This is a genomic window from Nocardioides marmoraquaticus, assembly GCF_054777915.1.
Genome location: NZ_BAAHAA010000033.1, coordinates 15,290 through 32,809, shown reverse-complemented (window position 1 = coordinate 32,809; position 17,520 = coordinate 15,290). Strand labels below are relative to the sequence as shown.

The window sequence follows — 17,520 nt, the reverse complement described above, 5'->3', positions numbered from 1 at the left end:
GACCTGCACGGCCGTGACGAGGCCGATCCCGGACGAGGCGCCGGTGATGACGACGGTCTTGTTGGTCACCGGCGTGGTCGGCTGCGCCGCCCTCGCGCGTCGCTGGCGGTCGCGGTTGTGGTGGGCAGCGGCGTGTCCGCGCCCCCGGCGCGGCCCGCGCCGGCCGACGTCGTGACGGGCGTCCGCACCCCTGCTCCCGCCGCCCGCACGGTGGCCACGAACTGGACCGGCACCCCGACCGGTTCCGAGACCAGCCGCGCCGTCAGGAGCGATCGGACAGACTAGCCGGTGTGAGCACGCACGAGCCGGGTCCGCACGAGCCGACGCAGCAGCAGCCGACCCAGCCCGCGTCGCCGCCCCCGCCGAGCCCGTACGCCGACCGCTCGTGGGGCGCGCCCGCCGGCCAGGCCGCCGAGCAGGCGCCGCCGGCGCAGGGTCCCGGCATGGGCCATCAGCGCCCCGAGCACCCGGCCTTCAGCTCGCCCGAGCCCGGCCGCGACCCCTGGCAGCCCCGGCCGGTGCCGCCGTGGGTGGCGACCCCCCGGGCCTGGTCCCCGCCCTCGGCCCCCGAGCGGCCCCAGCGACCCAACCGCTGGCTGTGGCCGGTGGTGGCCGTGCTCGCCCTCGTCGTCGGTCTCGTCGGCGGTCTCCTGGGCGGTGCGCTCAGCGACGACCTCACCGGCGGGCCCGCCACGACCATCAGCGTGGAGCGGCGTACGGCGCAGCCCCTGCCGGCCGACAACGACAGCATCGCCGCGGTGGCCCAGGAGCTGCTGCCCAGCACCGTGCAGGTCATCGCCGGCGGAGGAGCGGGCGGCGGCGGCGGCACCGGGTCGGGCTTCGTCTACGACACCGAGGGCCACGTCGTCACCAACAACCACGTCATCGCCGAGGCGGCCGAGAGCGGCGGCGACATCGCGATCGTCGACCAGGAGGGCAACCGGTTCCCGGCCGAGGTCGTCGGCCGCAGCACGGTGTACGACCTCGCCGTGCTGCGCTCCGACGCCGCCGAGGAGATGCCCCCGGCCGCCGTCGGCTCCGCGCAGCAGATGCGGGTCGGCGAGACGGTCGTCGCGATCGGCTCGCCGCTCGGGCTGTCGTCGACGGTCACCAGCGGCATCGTCAGCGCCAAGGAGCGCCCCGTCACCACCGGCGCGAGCGCCGAGGACAGCAGCTACATCAACGCCGTGCAGACCGACGCCGCCATCAACCCCGGCAACTCCGGTGGCCCGCTGGTCAACCTGCAGGGCGAGGTCGTCGGCGTCAACTCCGCGATCGCCGCGCTCGGCGGTGGCGGGCTCGGCGGCGACCAGGGCGGCAACATCGGCGTCGGGTTCGCCATCCCCGTCGAGCAGGTCGAGGTCACGGCCCAGCAGATCCTGGCCACCGGCAAGTCGTCGTACCCCGTCATCGGCGCCGACGTCCGCCCCGTCGCCACCGGCGACGGTGCCCGTGTCGCCGGCATCAACCCCGGCTCGCCCGCCTCCCGCTCCGACCTGGAGGTGGGCGACGTGATCCGCCGGGTGGACGGCAAGCCGGTCACCTCGTCGATCGACGTCGTCGTCGCCGTCCGCTCCCGCGCCCCCGGCGAGCGCGTCACGCTCGAGGTCGAGCGCGACGGCGACCCCGTCGAGGTCGAGGTCGGCCTGCAGGCCGTCACGGAGTGAGGCTCGCCTCCGTCTGCTGGCCCCGGAGCTGGCTGCTGAGCACGGAAGTCTGTCGCTGAGCCACGATTGTTTGCCGCGTCCAGCGGCAGAGTCACTGGTTGACCAGTGACTCTGCGCCGTCGCCGGGCTGCTGAGCACAGAAGTCTGTCGCTGAGCCACGGTTGTTTGCCGCGTCCAGCGGCAAAGTCACTGGTTGACCAGTGACTCCGCGCCACTCGGGCCGTCCGCGGGCTGCTGAGCACAGAAGTCTTTCGCTGAGCCACGATTGTTTGCCGCGTCCAGCGGCAGAGTCACTGGTTCACCAGTGACTCTGCGCCCCGCGGGCCGCAGGCCGGCCCCCCGCTACGTCGCGTCGACGTCGTACGGCGGCTGCTCGCCGTGCTGGAGGACGTCGACGGGGGGCGGGGGTTGGTCGCCGCGACGCTCGGCTGCGGCGGTGGCGGCGTCCTCCTCCTCGATGGCCTCGCGGATGTGACGGCGGATGGCGGCGCGGGGGTCGAGGTCGGTGAGCTTGAGGTCGGCGTACTCGGGGCCGAGCTCGTCGCGGAGCTGGGTCTGGGCGCTGTTGGCGAGCCGTCGCAGCTGACGGACCATGCGGCCCGCCTGGCGGGCGAACTCGGGCAGCCGGTCGGGCCCGAAGACGACGACCGCGACGAGCGCGATGACGGCGAGCTCGGGCAGGCCGACCCCGAACAAGGGCTCAGCCCTTCGCGGTGGGGGACAGGCCGAGCTGCATGCCGGCGAGGCCGCGCCCGCGGGCGGTGAGCTTGGAGGCCACCGAGCGCAGCACGATCGCGCCGACGCTGGTGGGGTCGGCCTCGACGATCGGCTTGCCGACGTCGCCGCCCTCGCGGAGGTTGACGTCGATCGGGACCTGGCCGAGCACCGGCACGTCGTAACCGAAGCGGCCGCCCAGGGTCTCGGCGACGCGACGGCCGCCTCCGGAGCCGAAGACCTCGATGCGGTGGTCCTCGGCGTCGGGGCAGTGCGGGCAGGGCAGGTAGGCCATGTTCTCGACGACGCCGACGACGCGCTGGTGCATCATCGAGGCCATCGTGCCGGCGCGCTCGGCCACCTCGGCGGCCGCCTCCTGCGGGGTGGTCACCACGACCACCTCGGCGTTGGGCAGGTGCTGGCCGAGCGAGATGGCGACGTCGCCGGTGCCGGGCGGCAGGTCGAGCAGCAGCGCGTCGAGGTCGCCCCAGTAGACGTCGGAGAGCATCTGCACGAGCGCGCGGTCGAGCATCGGGCCACGCCAGGCGACCACCTGGTCGCGGCGCGGCTTGAGCATGCCGATGCTGATGACCGAGACGCCCGACGGCGTCGGCACCGGCATGATGAGGTCCTCGACCTGGGTGGGCCGGGTGTCGGCCACGCCGAGCATCGCCGGCACCGAGTGGCCGTAGATGTCGGCGTCGACGACGCCCACCTTCATGCCCTGCTGCGCCATCGCGACGGCGAGGTTGACGGTGACCGACGACTTACCGACGCCGCCCTTGCCGGAGGCGATGGCGATGACCTTGGTGAGGTTGCCGGGCTGGGCGAACGGGATCTCGCGCTGGGCCTGGCCGTCGCGGAGGACCTCCTGCAGCTTCGAGCGCTGCTCGGAGCTCATCACGCCCATCTCGACGTGCACGCCGGTGACGTCGGGCAGCGCGCCGACCTCGCGGGTCACGTCGCGGGTGATGGTGTCCTTCATCGGGCAGCCCGCGACGGTGAGCAGGACCTTCACGGTCACCTCGCCGCCGTCGACGAGCACGTCCTCGACCATGCCGATCTCGGTGATGGGCCGCTTGATCTCGGGGTCGTTCACACGTGCGAGCGCAGCCCTGATCTGGTCGATGTCAGGGGAAGCCATGGCTCCAGGGTACGGGCCGTCAGTTCGGTGCGGACCCGGGATCGGCGTCGCCCCGGTCACGTCGCCCCGCCGGCCCGGCCGGGTCCGGCACCGGCTCGTCGAGGCCGGGCGCCGCGGAGTCGGCGGCCTCGTCGGCGTCGCGGCGCTCCTGCTCCTCGAGCAGCTCCTCGAGCAGGTTGCGCAGCTCGGAGCGCACGAAGTCGCGCGTCGCGACCTCGCCGACGGCCATGCGCAGCGAGGCCACCTCGCGGGCGAGGTACTCCATGTCGGCGTGGGCGCGGGTGTTGGCCTGCCGGTCCTGCTCGTTGACGACCCGGTCGCGGACCTCCTGGCGGTTCTGCGCGAGCAGGATGAGCGGGGCGGCGTACGACGCCTGCAGGCTCAGCATCAGGGTGAGGAAGATGAACGGGTAGTCGTCGAACCGCAGCGGCCCCGGGGCGGCGACGTTGAGCAGGATCCAGATCGCGACGAACGCCGTCATGTAGAGCAGGAACTGCGCGGTGCCCATGAAGCGCGCGAAGTTCTCCGCGAAGCGGCCGAAGCGGTCGGTGTCACCGCCCCCGCCGCGTCGCAGCGGCGAGCGACCGGGCTCGAGCGGGGTGTCGAGGCGGGGTCCGCGGCGGACCGGCTCCTTCTTCTCGCTCACGCGCCGCCCCCCACGGTCTGGTCGCGCCAGCCGTCGGGCAGCAGGTGGTCGAGCAGGTCGTCGACCGCGACGGTGCCGAGCAGCCGCCCCTCCTCGTCGACCACCGGCGCGGCGACCAGGTTGTAGGTGGCCAGGAACGTCGCGACGTCCTGCAGGCTCGCCTCGGGACGCAGGAAGTCGATGCTCGTGTCGAGCGAGCCCGCCACCAGCGACGACGGCGGCTCGCGCAGCAGCCGCTGGATGTGGGCCACCCCGAGCAGCTTGCCGGTCGGCGTCTCCAGCGGGGGCCGTACGACGTGCACCAGCGCGGCCAGCGACGGGGTCAGCTGCTCGGCGCGCACGCGGGCGAGCGCCTCGGCGACCGTGGCGTCGGGCGGCAGGATGACCGGCTCCGGCACCATCATGCCGCCGGCGGTCTCCTCGCCGTAGACCATGAGGCGGCGCACCGAGGCGGCGTCCTCGGTCTCCATCAGCCCGAGGAGCTCCTGGGCGGTCTCGGGCGGCAGGTCGGCGATGAGGTCGGCGGCGTCGTCGGCCGACATCTCCTCGAGGATGTCGGCGGCCCGCTCGCTGTCGAGGTGCTCGAGGATCTCGACCTGGTCCTCCTCGGGCATCTCCTCGATGACCCGGGCGAGCCGTTCGTCGTCGATCTCCGCCACGACCTCGCGACGCCGCTCGGGGCTGAGGTCGTGCATCACGTTGGCGGCGTCGGCCGGGCGCAGGTCGGCCAGCGAGGCGGCGAGGTGCTCGGCGCCCTGCTGCACGGGCTGCTCCATCAGGCCCTCGACGTCGTCCCACTCCGCGACGTGGGTCTGCGCCCTCCGTCGCAGACCCTTGGCGCCCTCGGTCACCGCGACCCGGCTCAGCACCCAGTCGCGGGTGCGGGTCTGCTCCATGGCCACGTCGAAGACGCTGCCGACGATCCCGCTGCTGGCGATCCGCACGCGGCGGTCGAGCAGGTGCTGGACCACGAGGATCTCGCTCGCGCGCTTCTCGAAGCGGCGCATGTTGAGCAGCCCGGTCGTGATGACCTGCCCGGCGTCCATGTTGGTCACGCGGGTCATCGGGGCGAAGATCTGCCGCCGCCCGAACACCTCGACCACCAGGCCGACCACGCGCGGTTGCCGCGCGGTGGCGCGGGGCACGACGACCACGTCGCGCACCTTGCCGACCTGGTCGCCCGAGGGGTCGAAGACCGGGAGCCCCGCCAGGCGGGCGGCGTAGACGCGCTGCGGGGAGGTGCTCACGACCCGCGAGCCTACTCAGGCCGGGCCGCCCGCACCGGTCGGTCGCCGGCAGCGGGCGTGGGGCGGGGTGAGATTGCTCATGCCACGTTCGGCTACCAGCCAGTAACGTTGACCGTGGTCGGGACGGGTGGCCGAGACTGCACCGTGCTGCACCGGCCCGCTGCACCCGCCGCGTACCGCCGTAGTCGTCGAACGAAGGACACCGTCATGGCCCGCCTCGCCCAGACCGAAGGCCTCTCCGAGATCCAGGTCGAGATCCTCAAGACCGTGCGGCAGTTCGTCGACACCAAGATCATCCCGGTGGCGACCGAGCTCGAGCACGCCGACGAGTACCCCACCGAGATCGTCGAGGGCCTCAAGGAGCTCGGCATCTTCGGCATCACCATCCCCGAGGAGTACGGCGGCCTCGGCGAGTCGCTGCTGACCTACGCCCTGGTGGTGGAGGAGATCGCGCGCGGCTGGATGAGCGTCTCGGGCGTCATCAACACCCACTTCATCGTGGCCTACATGCTGATGCGTCACGGCACGGAGGAGCAGAAGCAGAAGTACCTGCCCCGCATGGCGACCGGCGAGGTCCGTGGTGCGTTCTCGATGAGCGAGCCGGGCCTGGGTTCCGACGTCTCCGCGATCAAGACCAAGGCCAAGCAGACCGGCGACGGCGGCTACGAGATCACCGGCCAGAAGATGTGGCTGACCAACGGCGGCTCGTCGACCCTGGTCGCCTGCCTGGTCAAGACCGACGAGGGCGCCGACTCGGTCTACAAGAACATGACGACCTTCCTGCTGGAGAAGGAGGCGGGCTTCGGCGAGACCGCGCCCGGCCTGACCATCCCCGGCAAGATCGACAAGATGGGCTACAAGGGCGTCGACACCACCGAGATGGTGCTCGAGGGCCACCAGGTCTCGGCCGACCAGGTGCTCGGCGGTGAGCCCGGCAAGGGCTTCTACCAGATGATGGACGGCGTCGAGGTCGGCCGCGTCAACGTCGCCGCCCGCGCCTGCGGCGTCGGCCTGCGTGCCTTCGAGCTCGGCATCTCCTACGCCCAGCAGCGCGAGACCTTCGGCAAGCCGATCGCGCAGCACCAGGCGGTGCTGTTCCGCCTCGCCGAGATGGCGACCAAGGTCGAGACCGCCCACGCCGTCATGGTCAAGGCCGCCCGGCTCAAGGACCGCGGCGAGCGCAACGACGTCGAGGCCGGCATGGCCAAGTACCTCGCCGCCGAGTACGCCCACGAGGTCGTCGAGGCGTCGTTCCGCATCCACGGCGGCTACGGCTACTCCAAGGAGTACGAGATCGAGCGGCTCTACCGCGAGGTCGCCTTCCTGCTGATCGGCGAGGGCACCGCCGACATCCAGAAGATGATCATCGGCCGGGCGCTGCTCAAGGAGTACGCCCTGAAGGGCTGAGGGTCCTCACTGTCAGGAACGGGTCGTCGCGCCGGGTGCGCGGCGACCCGTTCCTGACACCGGGACGCTGATTACCCGGTCGAGCGGGTAGTCCGCCTCTCGCTGACAGGATCGGGTCGCTCCCCGCGTCCCCGGACGACCCGGACCTGACAGCCATGGATCGGGTGTCACGATGGCGGGCGTGGAGGTCGAGGCGGCGCTGCGGGAGCAGGCGCGGGGGTGCGCCGCGCTGGGCTCGCCGATGTACGCCGCCCTCCTCGACCGGCTGGCCGACGACCTGGCCGCGGGCGGCCCGACGGCGCGGGTGCTGGCCGGCCACGAGGACGACCCGGGTCCGAGCGCGCTGGCGCTCCGGCTGCTGGGCAGCGTGCACCGGCTCGTGCTCGAGCGCCGGGCGGGAGCCGTGGCGACGTACTACCCGAGCGTGGGCGGCACCTGGGACGACGACGCGGGCAGCGCCGCGGTGGTCGCACTGCTCGACGAGCAGCCCGAGGCGGTGCGCGAGTGGCTCGACCGGCCGCCGCAGACCAACGAGACCGGCCGCGCGGTGGTGCTCCTCGGCGGGCTGCAGCGCCTGGCGCCGGAGCTGCCCGTGCGGCTCGTCGAGCTCGGCGCCTCCGGCGGGCTCAACCTGCTCGCCGACCTGCTCCACCCCGACCGCGCCGCCGGGCTCGAGGTGGTCGAGCGCCTCGGGTGCGACCCGCGCCCGGTCGACGTCGCCACCACCGAGGGCCGGCTGACGCTGACCGCCTACGTCTGGCCCGACCAGCGCGAGCGGCACGAGCGGCTCCGGGAGGCGCTGCGGCTCGCCCAGCAGCACGCCGTGGTCGTACGACGCTGCGGTGCGGCCGAGCTGCTCGCGGGTGTCGAGCCGCGCGACGGCGTGGTGACCGTGGTGTGGCACTCGGTGGTGCGGCAGTACCTCGACGCCGACGAGCGGGCCGAGGTCGAGGCGCACCTGCAGCGGCTCGGGGCGGCCGCGACCGACCGTGGGCCCGTCGCCCACCTCGCGATGGAGCCGCAGCGGCGTACGCCGCAGAGCCCGCGCGAGATGCTCGTGACGCTGCGCGCCTGGCCCCACGCGCCCGAGGTGCGCGTGCTCGGCGTCGCCCACCCGCACGGCGTGCCGGTGGCCTGGGACTAGACGAGGCGAGCCGTCCGTGACGACGTGCACCACCCCGGTCGGGCCTCTCGAGCCCCAGTATCCGTCGGACCAGGTCGACGAGGCTCGGCGGTCGCGCCGAATCCAGTCGTCAGGAGCCTGGTCCCATGCCAGGGTGGAGGCCCGTCGAGCAGAGGAGCAGGCCATGGCCGACCAGCACGCGAACGACGACCTGAAGGCGAAGATGCGCGAGGCGCTGGACCGCAAGAACGGCGTCAAGCACCCCGACGACCACGCCGACGCCAAGGGCAAGGCACACGGCTCCGAGGTCGTCGGTGGGGCGCCGAAGATGCACCGGCGCAAGGCCGGCGGCGGGGGTTCCTGAGAGGAATCCCACGACTCCTGCCACCGCGGCCCGGCGTCCGCCACCATGAGCGGCGTACCGCACGGGACGAGGCGCAGGAGGACACATGCAGTTCGGTCGCAGCTACGAGGAGTTCGAGGTCGGGGCGACGTACCAGCACTGGCCCGGCAAGACGGTCACCGAGTTCGACGACCACATGTTCTGCCTGCTGACCATGAACCACCACCCGCTGCACCTCGACGAGCACTACGCCGGGGAGACCACGCAGTTCGGCAAGAACGTCGTGGTGGGCAACTACGTCTACTCGATCCTGCTCGGCATGAGCGTGCCCGACATCTCGGGCAAGGCCATCGCCAACCTCGAGATCGAGTCGCTGCGCCACGTCGCGCCGACCTTCCACGGCGACACGCTCTACGGCGAGACCACCGTGCTCGACAAGTGGGAGTCGAAGAGCAAGGACGACCGGGGCGTCGTGCACGTCGAGACCATCGGCTACAACCAGGACGGCAAGGTCGTGTGCCTGTTCCGCCGCAAGGTGATGGTGCCGAAGGACAGCTATCTCGAGGCCCGCGGCGGCGAGCAGCCCGGGCGCCCGGTGCCGCAGCCGGATAAGAACTGGCCGGGTCGCGCCGAGAGCTGATCTCCGGTAGGACGGAGACGTGACTGCCTCCGGTGAGCTCTGGGTCGTCCGGCACGGCGAGACCGAGTGGAGCCGCGACGGCCGGCACACGTCGGTCACCGACCTCGACCTGACCGAGCGCGGCGTCGAGGTGGCCTCGACGCTGCGCGAGCGGCTCGCCGGCGTCGAGTTCGACCTCGTCCTGTCGAGCCCGCGGCGACGGGCGCGTCGTACGGCGGAGCTGGCGGGGTTCGGCGAGCCCGAGGTGACCGACGACCTCGTGGAGTGGGACTACGGCGACTACGAGGGCCTCACCACCCCGCAGATCCGCGAGACGGTGCCGGGCTGGACGGTCTGGTCGCACCCGTGCCCCGGCGGAGAGGACGCCGAGCAGGTCGCCGCCAGGCTCGACCGCGTCGTGCGGCGCGTGCGCGACGAGGGCGCACGGGTCCTCGTGGTCAGCCACGGCCACGCCTCGCGCGTCCTCGCCGCCCGCTGGCTCGGGCTCGACCCGCGCGACGGGCGGCACTTCCTGCTCGACACCGCCACGGTGTCGACGCTCGGGTGGGAGCGGGACTCGCCGGCCGTGGCGCGCTGGAACAGCTGAGCACTACGCTGCGGCCGTGTCGCTCGCGGCGTCGTGTCCCCGGTGCGCCGCTCCGGTCTCCGGGGCGGACGACGCCTTCGCGTGCCGCGACCACGGTCCGACCGAGCCGCTGTGGCGCCCGGAGGAGATGGACTACGACGCCTTTGCAGCGGTCGTCGCCCGGGTCGACGACCTCCCGCTCTACCTGCCGTGGCCGATGAGCCCCGGCTGGTCGATCAGCGACGTCGGCTGCGTCGGGCACGACCGGGTGCGGGCCACCACGACGACCGTCGTCGGCACCAGCGACCTCGACGGCGACGTCGAGGTGACCGTGGTGTCGGAGGAGCCCGGCGTGGGTCTCGGCGCGCGGTGCGCCGCAGCGGCGTACGACGACCCGGGGCCGCAGATCAGCAACGGGCCGCCGTCGGTGCACGTGCGCGCCGGCGGCCGCACGGTGCCGATGTGGCTGGTCGAGCCCGACGGGCCCGCGACCGGTCCCGACGAGGGACCCCTGGTGCGCGCGGTCTTCGCCGGGGAGGCCGAGGGGCGCTGGTTGTGGCTGGTCACGCGGCCCGCGTCGGCCGCGCTGCTGCTCCACGACGACTGGCTGCTGGCCGACGTGACGGGCTTCGGGCCGGAGGCGCTGGCGATGCCGTTCGGTGGTCGCCGCCCCGCCTGGTGAGTGACCAGCGTCACCGCGGGTGAGCCCGCTGCCGTGGGGCATGATGTGCCGCGATGAGCACTCGAGTCCTGGCCGTGGCCAACCAGAAGGGTGGGGTCGCCAAGACCACCACCGTCGCGTCGCTGGGCGCCGCCCTGGCCGAGCTCGGGCAGCGGGTGCTGCTGGTCGACCTGGACCCGCAAGCGTGCCTGACCTTCAGCCTCGGCATCGACCCCGAGGACCTCGAGACGTCGGTGCACCACGTGCTGACCAAGGGCCTCGACCCGGCCGAGGTCATCATCGCCACCGAGGACGGCGTCGACCTGCTGCCGGCCACCATCGAGCTCGCCCGCGCCGAGGCCGACCTGCTCACGCGCACGGGTCGCGAGTACGTCATCCGCACGGCCGTCGAGGACACCGCTGGCTACGACTGGGTGCTGCTCGACTGCCCGCCCTCGCTCGGCGTGCTCACCGTCGCCGCCCTCACCGCCGCGACCGGGGTGCTGGTGCCGCTGCAGTGCGAGACCCTCAGCCACCGCGGCGTCGGCCAGCTGCTCGACACCGTGCACGACGTCAAGCGCTTCACCAACCGCGACCTCGAGGTCTGGGGCGTGCTGCCGACGCTGTACGACGGCCGCACCACCCACGCCCGCACGGTCCTCGAGACCATCTCCGACACCTACGGCCTCGCCGTGGTCGAGCCGCCCATCCCGAAGTCGATCCGCTTCGCCGAGGCCCCCGCCGCCGGCCGCTCCATCCTGCGCACCTCGAGGTCCAACAAGGGCGCCCAGGCCTACCGCGACGTCGCGAAGGGCCTGCTGGCCCGCGTGGCCTGAGCGCGCCGGGTCGCTGAGGCGAGCCCGACGTACGCACGAAAGGCCACCGCCCGGCGCGCGCCGGGCGGTGGCCTCTCGGTCGTCAGGGACTGGCCTCCCGACCAGGGGTGGGTCAGGAGGCGGCGGTGCCCTCGCCGCCGGCCGACTGGCCGCCGCGGGTACGGCGGCGACGGCGGCGGTTGCGCGACGTCGAGGCACCCTCGCCCGAGCCCTCCGAGGAGGGCGCGGCGGCCGGGGCGTCGGAGCCGGACGAGCCGCCGCGGCTGCGGCTGCGCGAGCGACCGCCGCCGTCGCGGGAGCCCGAGCCGCCCTTGCCGCCGCCCTTCTCGGGGCGGCCCTTGCTGTCGCGGCGGGGCACCACGACCTGGCCCTCGGGGATGACGCGGCCCTTGGTGGCCTTGTCGAGCCCGTGGTCGGCGAGGAAGTTCTCGGAGCTGGAGTAGGTCTCCGGCGGGTCGTCGAAGGTCAGGTCGAGCGCCTTGTTGATCATCTTCCAGCGGTGCAGGTCGGCCCAGTCGACGAAGGTGATGGCCTTGCCGCTCGCCCCGGCACGACCGGTGCGGCCGATGCGGTGGACGTAGGTCTTGTCGTCCTCGGGGCAGGTGTAGTTGACGACGTGGGTGACGCCGGTGACGTCGATGCCGCGGGCGGCGACGTCGGTGGCGACGAGCACCTGCAGGTCGCTGTCGCGGAAGCGCTGCATGGCCTTCTCGCGAGCCACCTGCGTCATGTCGCCGTGCAGCGGGGCGGCGTTGAAGCCGCGCTCGGTCATGTCGTCGGCGATGCGCTGTGCCTGCCGCTTGGTGCGGGTGAAGACGATCATGAGGTCGGTGCCCTCGGCGCGCAGCAGGCGGCCGAGCATCTCGGGCTTGTCGAGGTCGTGGGCCTGGTAGACGTACTGCGTCGTCAGCGGCACCGTCTGGTTGTCGGCGCTGGACTCGGCACGGATGTTCATCGGCTGGCGCATGTGCATGCGCGCCAGGCCGACGATGGCCGAGGGCATGGTCGCCGAGAACAGCATCGTCTGGCGGTTCGACGGGGTGTTGCGGATGAGCTTCTCGACGTCGGGCAGGAAGCCGAGGTCGAGCATCTCGTCGGCCTCGTCGAGCACCAGCGCCTTGACGTGGGAGATGTCGAGCGAGCGACGGTCCATCAGGTCGATGAGTCGGCCCGGGGTGCCGACGACGACGTCGACGCCGGTCTCGAGCGCGTCGAGCTGCGGCTCGTAGGGCACGCCGCCGTAGACGGTGAGCACGCGGATGCCGCGGTCGGCGCCGGCGACCGCGAGGTCCTGGCTGACCTGCAGGGCGAGCTCACGGGTGGGGGCCACGACGAGCGACTGCGGCTTGCCGGGCGCGGCGAGGTCGTCGTAGTCGGGGTCGTGGGGTGCGACGGTGCGCTGCAGCACGGGGATGCCGAAAGCGAGCGTCTTGCCGGTGCCCGTGCGGGCCTGGCCGATGAGGTCGGTGCCGACCAGGGCGACCGAGAGGGTCATCTCCTGGATCGGGAAGGGGTGGGTGATGCCGACGCGCTCGAGCGCGTCGGCGATCTGGGGGATGACACCGAGATCGCGGAAGGTGGTGGTCAGGATCATGGCCGTTCTGTGTGACGCCCGTGGTCACACGAGCGTGGATGACGTCTGTCGCGGCAACATCGAGGAGCCCGACCGGCGCGTCACGAACGGGTGACCAGGCCGGTCAGGGGGCACTCGGAGCCCGCAACCCTGCCGCGATGCTATCGGTAGGGTGCGCGCATGACCGAACCGTCGCCGGAGAGCACCCCAGCAGCCACCCCGGTGAGCGAGTCGGTCGCCTTCCAGGACCCCGCCTACCGCGAGGCCGTCGTCGACCTGCTGGGCGTGATCGGCTACGGCCAGATCACCGCCTTCGACCGGCTCACCGACGACGCCCGCATGGCGCCCGACCTGTCGGCCAGGCTGGCGCTGGCGACGATGGCGACGGCGCAGTTCGGCCTCGTCGAGCCGCTGCTGGAGCGCATCCGCGAGCTCGGTGCCGACCCGGTCGAGGCGATGGAGCCCTTCCGCAAGCCCTTCGACGTCTTCCACGCCTCGACGGCGCCGGCCGACTGGCTGGAGGGCCTGGTCAAGGCCTACGTCGGCGACGGGCTCGCCGCCGACTTCTACGTCGAGATCGCGGCGTTCCTCGACGCCGACACCCGCCGCCTGGTGACGGAGTCGCTGGCGCAGGCCGGGTACGCCGCCTTCGTCGTCGAGCGGGTGCGGGGCGCCATCGCCGACGACCACCGCGTCGCGGGCCGGCTCGCGCTCTGGGGCCGCCGGCTGATGGGGGAGGCGCTCTCCCAGGCGCAGCGCGTGGCGGCGGAGCGCGACTCGCTCGCGGCGCTGCTCGCGGGCGGCGTCGACCGCCCCGGCATGGACCTCGCCGCCCTGGCGCGCATGTTCTCCAGGCTCACCGACAACCACGTGCGCCGCATGACCGAGCTGGGCCTCGAGCACTAGGCATGAACCGGGTCACACCGGGCCGGATAAAGTTGCCATAGATCAACCAATGGGCATATCGTTGCCCTATGCAAACGATCGCGACCACCCGCGCCGACGCCGTCGGTGACCTGGTCGAGGCGATGCTCGGCTTCCACCGGGCGCTGCGACGCCGGGGCGACGAGTGGGGCGAGGTCGCCAGCGACCTGAGCCGCACCGACGTCGTCCTGCTCGGCACCCTCTCGGCCCAGGGCCCGATGCGACCCGGTCGCATCGCCGCCAAGCTGGGCTGCAGCGCGTCGGTGGTCAGCCGCCGGCTCGCCGCCCTCGACGAGGCCGACCTCGTCACCCGCGACACCGACCCGCTCGACGGACGCGCCGAGCTCGTCTCCCTGAGCCGCGGCGGGCGCGCCCGTCTCGACGGCGTACGCCGCCAGCTCGCCGAGCACCTCGCCGAGCGGCTCCAGGACTGGCCCGCCGACGACGTCGGACGCGCCACCGCACTGGTCAGCGACCTGACCGACCGCCTCGTACGACCGGTCTCCTGACCCGCCTGGTCCCTCGCGGACGCACCACCCGTGCGCCCGCCCACCCACCCGCTCCCCACGAAGGACACACCATGACCACCACCGCTGAAGGTCTCGCGACGCGTGACGTCGCGCCGGGCCGTCACCGCGCCGGTCGTCGGGCCGATCGCGCCTCCCGCCGCAGCGCGGGCGCCGGCGGCGCGACGCCGTACGCCGCTCCGACCGGCACCGGCGGCGACGACCACCGCGAGCCCACCCACCGCGAGATCGTCGAGGTGCTGATCGGGCTGCTGTCGGCGCTGTTCGTCGCGATCCTGTCGACGACCATCGTCTCGACCGCGCTGCCGACCATCATCGGCGACCTCGACGGCACCCAGACGCAGTACACCTGGGTCGTCACCGCGTCGCTGCTGGCGATGACGGTGACCAGCCCGGTGTGGGCGAAGTTCTCCGACCTCTACAACAAGAAGCTGCTCGTGCAGCTGGCGATCGGCATCTTCATCGTCGGCTCGCTCGCGGCCGGCGCCGTGCAGAACGTGCCCGAGCTGCTCGCCGCGCGGGCGCTCCAGGGCCTCGGCATGGGCGGCCTGATCGCGCTGTCGCAGTCGATCATCGGATCGATCATCCCGCCGCGGCAGCGGGGTCGCTACAGCGGCTACATGGCCGGCGTGATGGCGGTCGCGACCGTCTCGGGCCCGCTCATCGGCGGTGTGCTCGTCGACTCGGCCGGCTGGCGCTGGTGCTTCTGGGTCGCGGTGCCCTTCGCGTTCCTCGGGCTGGGGATGCTGCAGAAGTTCCTCCACGTCGAGACCATCCGTCGCGAGGTCCGCATCGACTGGTTCGGCATGCTCTTCATCACCGTGGCCGCCGCGCTACCGCTGATCTGGGTCTCCTTCGCCGGCGACAGCTTCGCCTGGTGGTCGAGCGAGACCGCGATGTTCCTCGCCGGCACCGGCGTCGCCCTGGTCGGGGCCGTGCTGGTGGAGCGCCGCCACAGCGACCCGCTCGTGCCGCCGCACATCGTGATGGACCGCATGACCTCGCTGTCGATCGCCGGCAGCGTCGCCGTGGGCGTCGCACAGTTCGGCGCCTCGGTGTTCCTCTCGCAGTACTTCCAGGTCGCCCGGGGCCACACCCCGACCGAGGCGGGCCTGCTGATGATGCCGCTGATCCTGGGCAACCTGGTCGGCGCCACCGGCGCCGGGCAGTACATCACCCGCACCGGCACCTGGAAGCCGGTCATGCTGGGCGGCGCGGTGCTGCTCTCCTCCGGCCTGCTGCTCATGGGCACCGTGGGTCACGAGAGCCCGCTGTGGCACCTCTCGCTGTTCATGGTCGTCATGGGTGTCGGCACCGGCGCGCTGATGCAGAACCTCGTGCTCGTCGTGCAGAACACCGTCGACGTCACCGAGGTCGGCGCCGCGGGCGGCGTGGTCACCTTCTTCCGCTCGCTCGGTGGTGCCGTCGGCGTCGCCGGCCTCGGCGCGGTGCTCGCCTCCGGCGTGGCCGACCGGCTCGGCACCTCGGGTGCCTCGGGTGGCGGCACGCTCGACCTGTCCGGCCTGCCGCCGGCGGCCCTCGAGGCCGTGCGGGTGGCGTACGCCGACTCGACCGCGCACATCTTCTTCATCGCGGGCCTCGTCGCCCTCGTCACGGTGGTGGCCGTGGCCCTGATGCCGAAGGCCGAGCTGCGCAGCACCATCCGCAAGACCGACGACGAGCCGGCCACGGAGGACGCGCTGGTCTGAGCGCAGGTACGGCGGAGCCCCGGTCACCCAGGTGGGTGGCCGGGGCTCTCGTGTGCCGTGGCGGGTCTTTCCGCGCGGAAAGACCTCGGGCGGGGTCACTGGACCACGAAGTCTGACGCTGGACGCGGCAAGCTTTCGTGGCTCAGCGTCAAGCTCACTGGTTAACCAGTGACTTTTGCCGGGGCGGCGAAAGCGTCAGCGGCCCAGCGCCTCCGCGACCGCGTCGCGCAGGGGGAGGGGAGCGCGGCCGAGCAGGCGGACGAGGTCGGCGGTGGGCACCTCGAGCTCGCCCGCCGCGATGCCGCGGTCGACGTCGGCGAAGACGGCGGCGGCGGGCGCGGGCAGGCCGGCGCCCTCGAGCACGCCGGCCAGCGCCTCGACCGACAGCTGCGTGACGGCGACCTCCTCGCCGAGCACGTCACCGATCGCCGCGGCGATCTCGGCCGTGGTCACGGCGTCGCCGCCCAGCTCGTACGTCGCCCCGGCGTGGTCGTCGCCGAGCAGCACGGCGGCGGCCGCCTCGGCGTACTCCCGGCGCAGCGCGACGCTGACCCGCCCGTCGCCGGCGGCGGTGGCGAGGCCGTGGGCGCGGTAGGTCTCCGCCTGCCCGGTGTAGTTCTCGACGTACCAGGCGTTGCGCAGCACCGCGACGGGCAGGCCCGAGCCACGCAGCACCTCCTCGGTGGCGGCGTGCTCGGCGGCGAGCAGCAGCGGCGTGGTCGCGGCGTACGGCGCGCTGGTGTAGGCGAGCAGGTCGACCCCGGCGTCGCCCGCCGCGGAGATCGCCGCGGTGTGCTGCCGCAGCCGGTCGCCGGGCTCGCTGCCCGAGACGAGCAGCAGCCGCTCGGCGCCCGCGAAGGCGTCGGGCAGGGTGGCGGGCTCGTCGAAGTCGGCGCGTCGTACGACGACCCCGCGCGCGGCGAGGTCGTCGAGGCGCTCGACGGAGCGGCCGGTCGCGACGACGTCGCCCGGCTCGGCGCCGCGGGCGAGCAGCGACTCGACGACGTGGCGGCCGAGCTGGCCGGTGGCGCCGGTGACGACGATGGACATGGGTCCTCCTGGGTCGGGGGCGGCCGGTCGGCCGCGTTCACCCGGGCCAACGGGAACACCCCGCCGTCACTTCCCGTTGGAGAGCAGGCACCTTCAAGTGCCGTAGCCACCCCGAGGAGAGTGTCGATGCCCGCGCCCGACCCGTACGCCGCCGACTGCCCCAGCCGGCAGCTGCTCGACCGCATCGGCGACAAGTGGACCGTGCTGGTCATCGTGGTGCTGCAGGACGGCCCGCGTCGCTACGGCGAGCTCGCGAGCGCCATCGCGGGCGTCAGCCAGAAGATGCTGACGCAGACCCTGCGCCACCTCGAGCGCGACGGCCTGGTGACGCGCACGGTCACCGCGAGCGTGCCGGTGCGCGTCGACTACGAGCTGACCGACCTGGGGCGCTCCTTGACCGGGCCGCTCGGCGTGCTGACCGACTGGGCGACCGAGCACCTCGGCCGGATCGAGCAGGCGCGGGCGGCGTACGACGCGCGCGCCTGAGGTGCGGTCAGGAGCGGAAGCCGACCTGACCGGCCGTGCTGGTGGAGATGTCGACGTAGGCGAGCTTGTCGCCGGGGACGACGAGTCGCCGGCCCTTGCTGTCCTCGAGCGACAGCGTGCCGCCCTCGAGGGCTTTCTCGACCGCGGCGGTGATGCCGTCGGCGTCGAGGGTGGCGTCGATGCTGAGCTCGCGGCTGGCGTTCTGCACGCCGATCCTGACCTCCATGGGAGGGCCTCCTGGGAAACGTGGGTGGGTGG

At 72.9% G+C, this 17,520-nt stretch carries 19 protein-coding genes; 12 read left to right on the top strand and 7 right to left on the bottom strand.

All coding sequences use genetic code 11. From position 1 onward, the window contains the following. Positions 1-290: 290 nt before the first annotated feature. Positions 291-1,667: a S1C family serine protease gene (locus tag ACYU8I_RS17705; protein ID WP_460843419.1), complete on the top strand. Its 1,377-nt coding sequence runs from the start codon at positions 291-293 to the stop codon at positions 1,665-1,667. Positions 1,668-2,009: 342 nt separating this feature from the next. On the opposite strand, the gene ACYU8I_RS17700 is transcribed toward ACYU8I_RS17705, so the two are convergent. The 4 genes from ACYU8I_RS17700 to ACYU8I_RS17685 all read right to left on the bottom strand — a co-directional run bounded on the left by ACYU8I_RS17700 (position 2,010) and on the right by ACYU8I_RS17685 (position 5,418). After that, on the bottom strand, positions 2,010-2,363 hold the full coding sequence (locus tag ACYU8I_RS17700) for a sec-independent translocase (protein WP_460843417.1): 354 nt from the start codon (positions 2,361-2,363) through the stop codon (positions 2,010-2,012). 4 nt (positions 2,364-2,367) lie between these two features. After that, positions 2,368-3,525 (bottom strand): Mrp/NBP35 family ATP-binding protein, encoded by a 1,158-nt coding sequence (locus tag ACYU8I_RS17695; RefSeq protein WP_460843415.1) that lies wholly within the window; start codon positions 3,523-3,525, stop codon positions 2,368-2,370. A gap of 19 nt (positions 3,526-3,544) precedes the next feature. After that, positions 3,545-4,099, bottom strand: a complete 555-nt coding sequence (locus ACYU8I_RS17690) for a DUF1003 domain-containing protein (protein ID WP_460843421.1) — start codon at positions 4,097-4,099, stop codon at positions 3,545-3,547. 68 nt (positions 4,100-4,167) lie between these two features. After that, the gene (locus tag ACYU8I_RS17685) at positions 4,168-5,418 is read right to left on the bottom strand and encodes a magnesium transporter MgtE N-terminal domain-containing protein (protein ID WP_460843413.1); all 1,251 of its coding nucleotides are present in this window, start codon (positions 5,416-5,418) and stop codon (positions 4,168-4,170) included. A 207-nt stretch (positions 5,419-5,625) separates the two neighbouring features. Between ACYU8I_RS17685 and ACYU8I_RS17680 the strand changes: the two genes are divergently transcribed. The 7 genes from ACYU8I_RS17680 to ACYU8I_RS17650 all read left to right on the top strand — a co-directional run bounded on the left by ACYU8I_RS17680 (position 5,626) and on the right by ACYU8I_RS17650 (position 10,993). Continuing rightward, the gene (locus tag ACYU8I_RS17680) at positions 5,626-6,825 is read left to right on the top strand and encodes an acyl-CoA dehydrogenase family protein (RefSeq protein WP_460843412.1); all 1,200 of its coding nucleotides are present in this window, start codon (positions 5,626-5,628) and stop codon (positions 6,823-6,825) included. A 181-nt stretch (positions 6,826-7,006) separates the two neighbouring features. Beyond that, the gene (locus ACYU8I_RS17675; RefSeq protein ID WP_460843410.1) at positions 7,007-7,969 is read left to right on the top strand and encodes a DUF2332 domain-containing protein; all 963 of its coding nucleotides are present in this window, start codon (positions 7,007-7,009) and stop codon (positions 7,967-7,969) included. A 163-nt stretch (positions 7,970-8,132) separates the two neighbouring features. Continuing rightward, on the top strand, positions 8,133-8,312 hold the full coding sequence (locus ACYU8I_RS17670) for a DUF5302 domain-containing protein (RefSeq protein WP_460843408.1): 180 nt from the start codon (positions 8,133-8,135) through the stop codon (positions 8,310-8,312). A gap of 85 nt (positions 8,313-8,397) precedes the next feature. Continuing rightward, positions 8,398-8,931, top strand: coding sequence for a MaoC family dehydratase (locus ACYU8I_RS17665; protein ID WP_460843405.1), 534 nt, complete (start codon positions 8,398-8,400; stop codon positions 8,929-8,931). Between the two features lie 19 nt (positions 8,932-8,950). Beyond that, positions 8,951-9,517 carry a histidine phosphatase family protein gene (locus ACYU8I_RS17660; protein ID WP_460843403.1) on the top strand — a complete coding sequence of 189 codons (567 nt, stop codon included), beginning with the start codon at positions 8,951-8,953 and terminating at the stop codon, positions 9,515-9,517. Positions 9,518-9,533: 16 nt separating this feature from the next. Next, positions 9,534-10,178, top strand: coding sequence for a DUF6758 family protein (locus ACYU8I_RS17655; RefSeq protein WP_460843401.1), 645 nt, complete (start codon positions 9,534-9,536; stop codon positions 10,176-10,178). A 53-nt stretch (positions 10,179-10,231) separates the two neighbouring features. After that, complete coding sequence (locus ACYU8I_RS17650; protein ID WP_460843400.1) at positions 10,232-10,993, top strand: ParA family protein; 762 nt, start codon at positions 10,232-10,234, stop codon at positions 10,991-10,993. 112 nt (positions 10,994-11,105) lie between these two features. Here the strand turns inward: ACYU8I_RS17650 and ACYU8I_RS17645 are convergent, their stop codons facing one another. Beyond that, the gene (locus tag ACYU8I_RS17645; RefSeq protein ID WP_460843399.1) at positions 11,106-12,587 is read right to left on the bottom strand and encodes a DEAD/DEAH box helicase; all 1,482 of its coding nucleotides are present in this window, start codon (positions 12,585-12,587) and stop codon (positions 11,106-11,108) included. Positions 12,588-12,746: 159 nt separating this feature from the next. On the opposite strand from ACYU8I_RS17645, the gene ACYU8I_RS17640 reads away from it, so the two are divergent. From ACYU8I_RS17640 to ACYU8I_RS17630, 3 genes are all read left to right on the top strand, one after another. Beyond that, entirely contained in the window at positions 12,747-13,472 is a 726-nt protein-coding gene (locus ACYU8I_RS17640) for a ferritin-like fold-containing protein (RefSeq protein WP_460843397.1), read from the top strand. 68 nt (positions 13,473-13,540) lie between these two features. Beyond that, on the top strand, positions 13,541-13,999 hold the full coding sequence (locus ACYU8I_RS17635; protein ID WP_460843395.1) for a MarR family winged helix-turn-helix transcriptional regulator: 459 nt from the start codon (positions 13,541-13,543) through the stop codon (positions 13,997-13,999). 71 nt (positions 14,000-14,070) lie between these two features. Beyond that, on the top strand, positions 14,071-15,726 hold the full coding sequence (locus ACYU8I_RS17630) for an MDR family MFS transporter (RefSeq protein ID WP_460843393.1): 1,656 nt from the start codon (positions 14,071-14,073) through the stop codon (positions 15,724-15,726). A 195-nt stretch (positions 15,727-15,921) separates the two neighbouring features. On the opposite strand, the gene ACYU8I_RS17625 is transcribed toward ACYU8I_RS17630, so the two are convergent. Next, positions 15,922-16,776 carry an NAD(P)H-binding protein gene (locus ACYU8I_RS17625; protein ID WP_460843391.1) on the bottom strand — a complete coding sequence of 285 codons (855 nt, stop codon included), beginning with the start codon at positions 16,774-16,776 and terminating at the stop codon, positions 15,922-15,924. A 126-nt stretch (positions 16,777-16,902) separates the two neighbouring features. Here ACYU8I_RS17625 and ACYU8I_RS17620 point away from each other — a divergent pair, with 126 nt between their 5' ends. Beyond that, the gene (locus ACYU8I_RS17620) at positions 16,903-17,262 is read left to right on the top strand and encodes a winged helix-turn-helix transcriptional regulator (protein ID WP_460843389.1); all 360 of its coding nucleotides are present in this window, start codon (positions 16,903-16,905) and stop codon (positions 17,260-17,262) included. Positions 17,263-17,269: 7 nt separating this feature from the next. Here ACYU8I_RS17620 and ACYU8I_RS17615 read toward each other — a convergent pair whose 3' ends face one another. Then, positions 17,270-17,488: a DUF3107 domain-containing protein gene (locus ACYU8I_RS17615; RefSeq protein WP_460843387.1), complete on the bottom strand. Its 219-nt coding sequence runs from the start codon at positions 17,486-17,488 to the stop codon at positions 17,270-17,272. Positions 17,489-17,520: the final 32 nt, after the last annotated feature.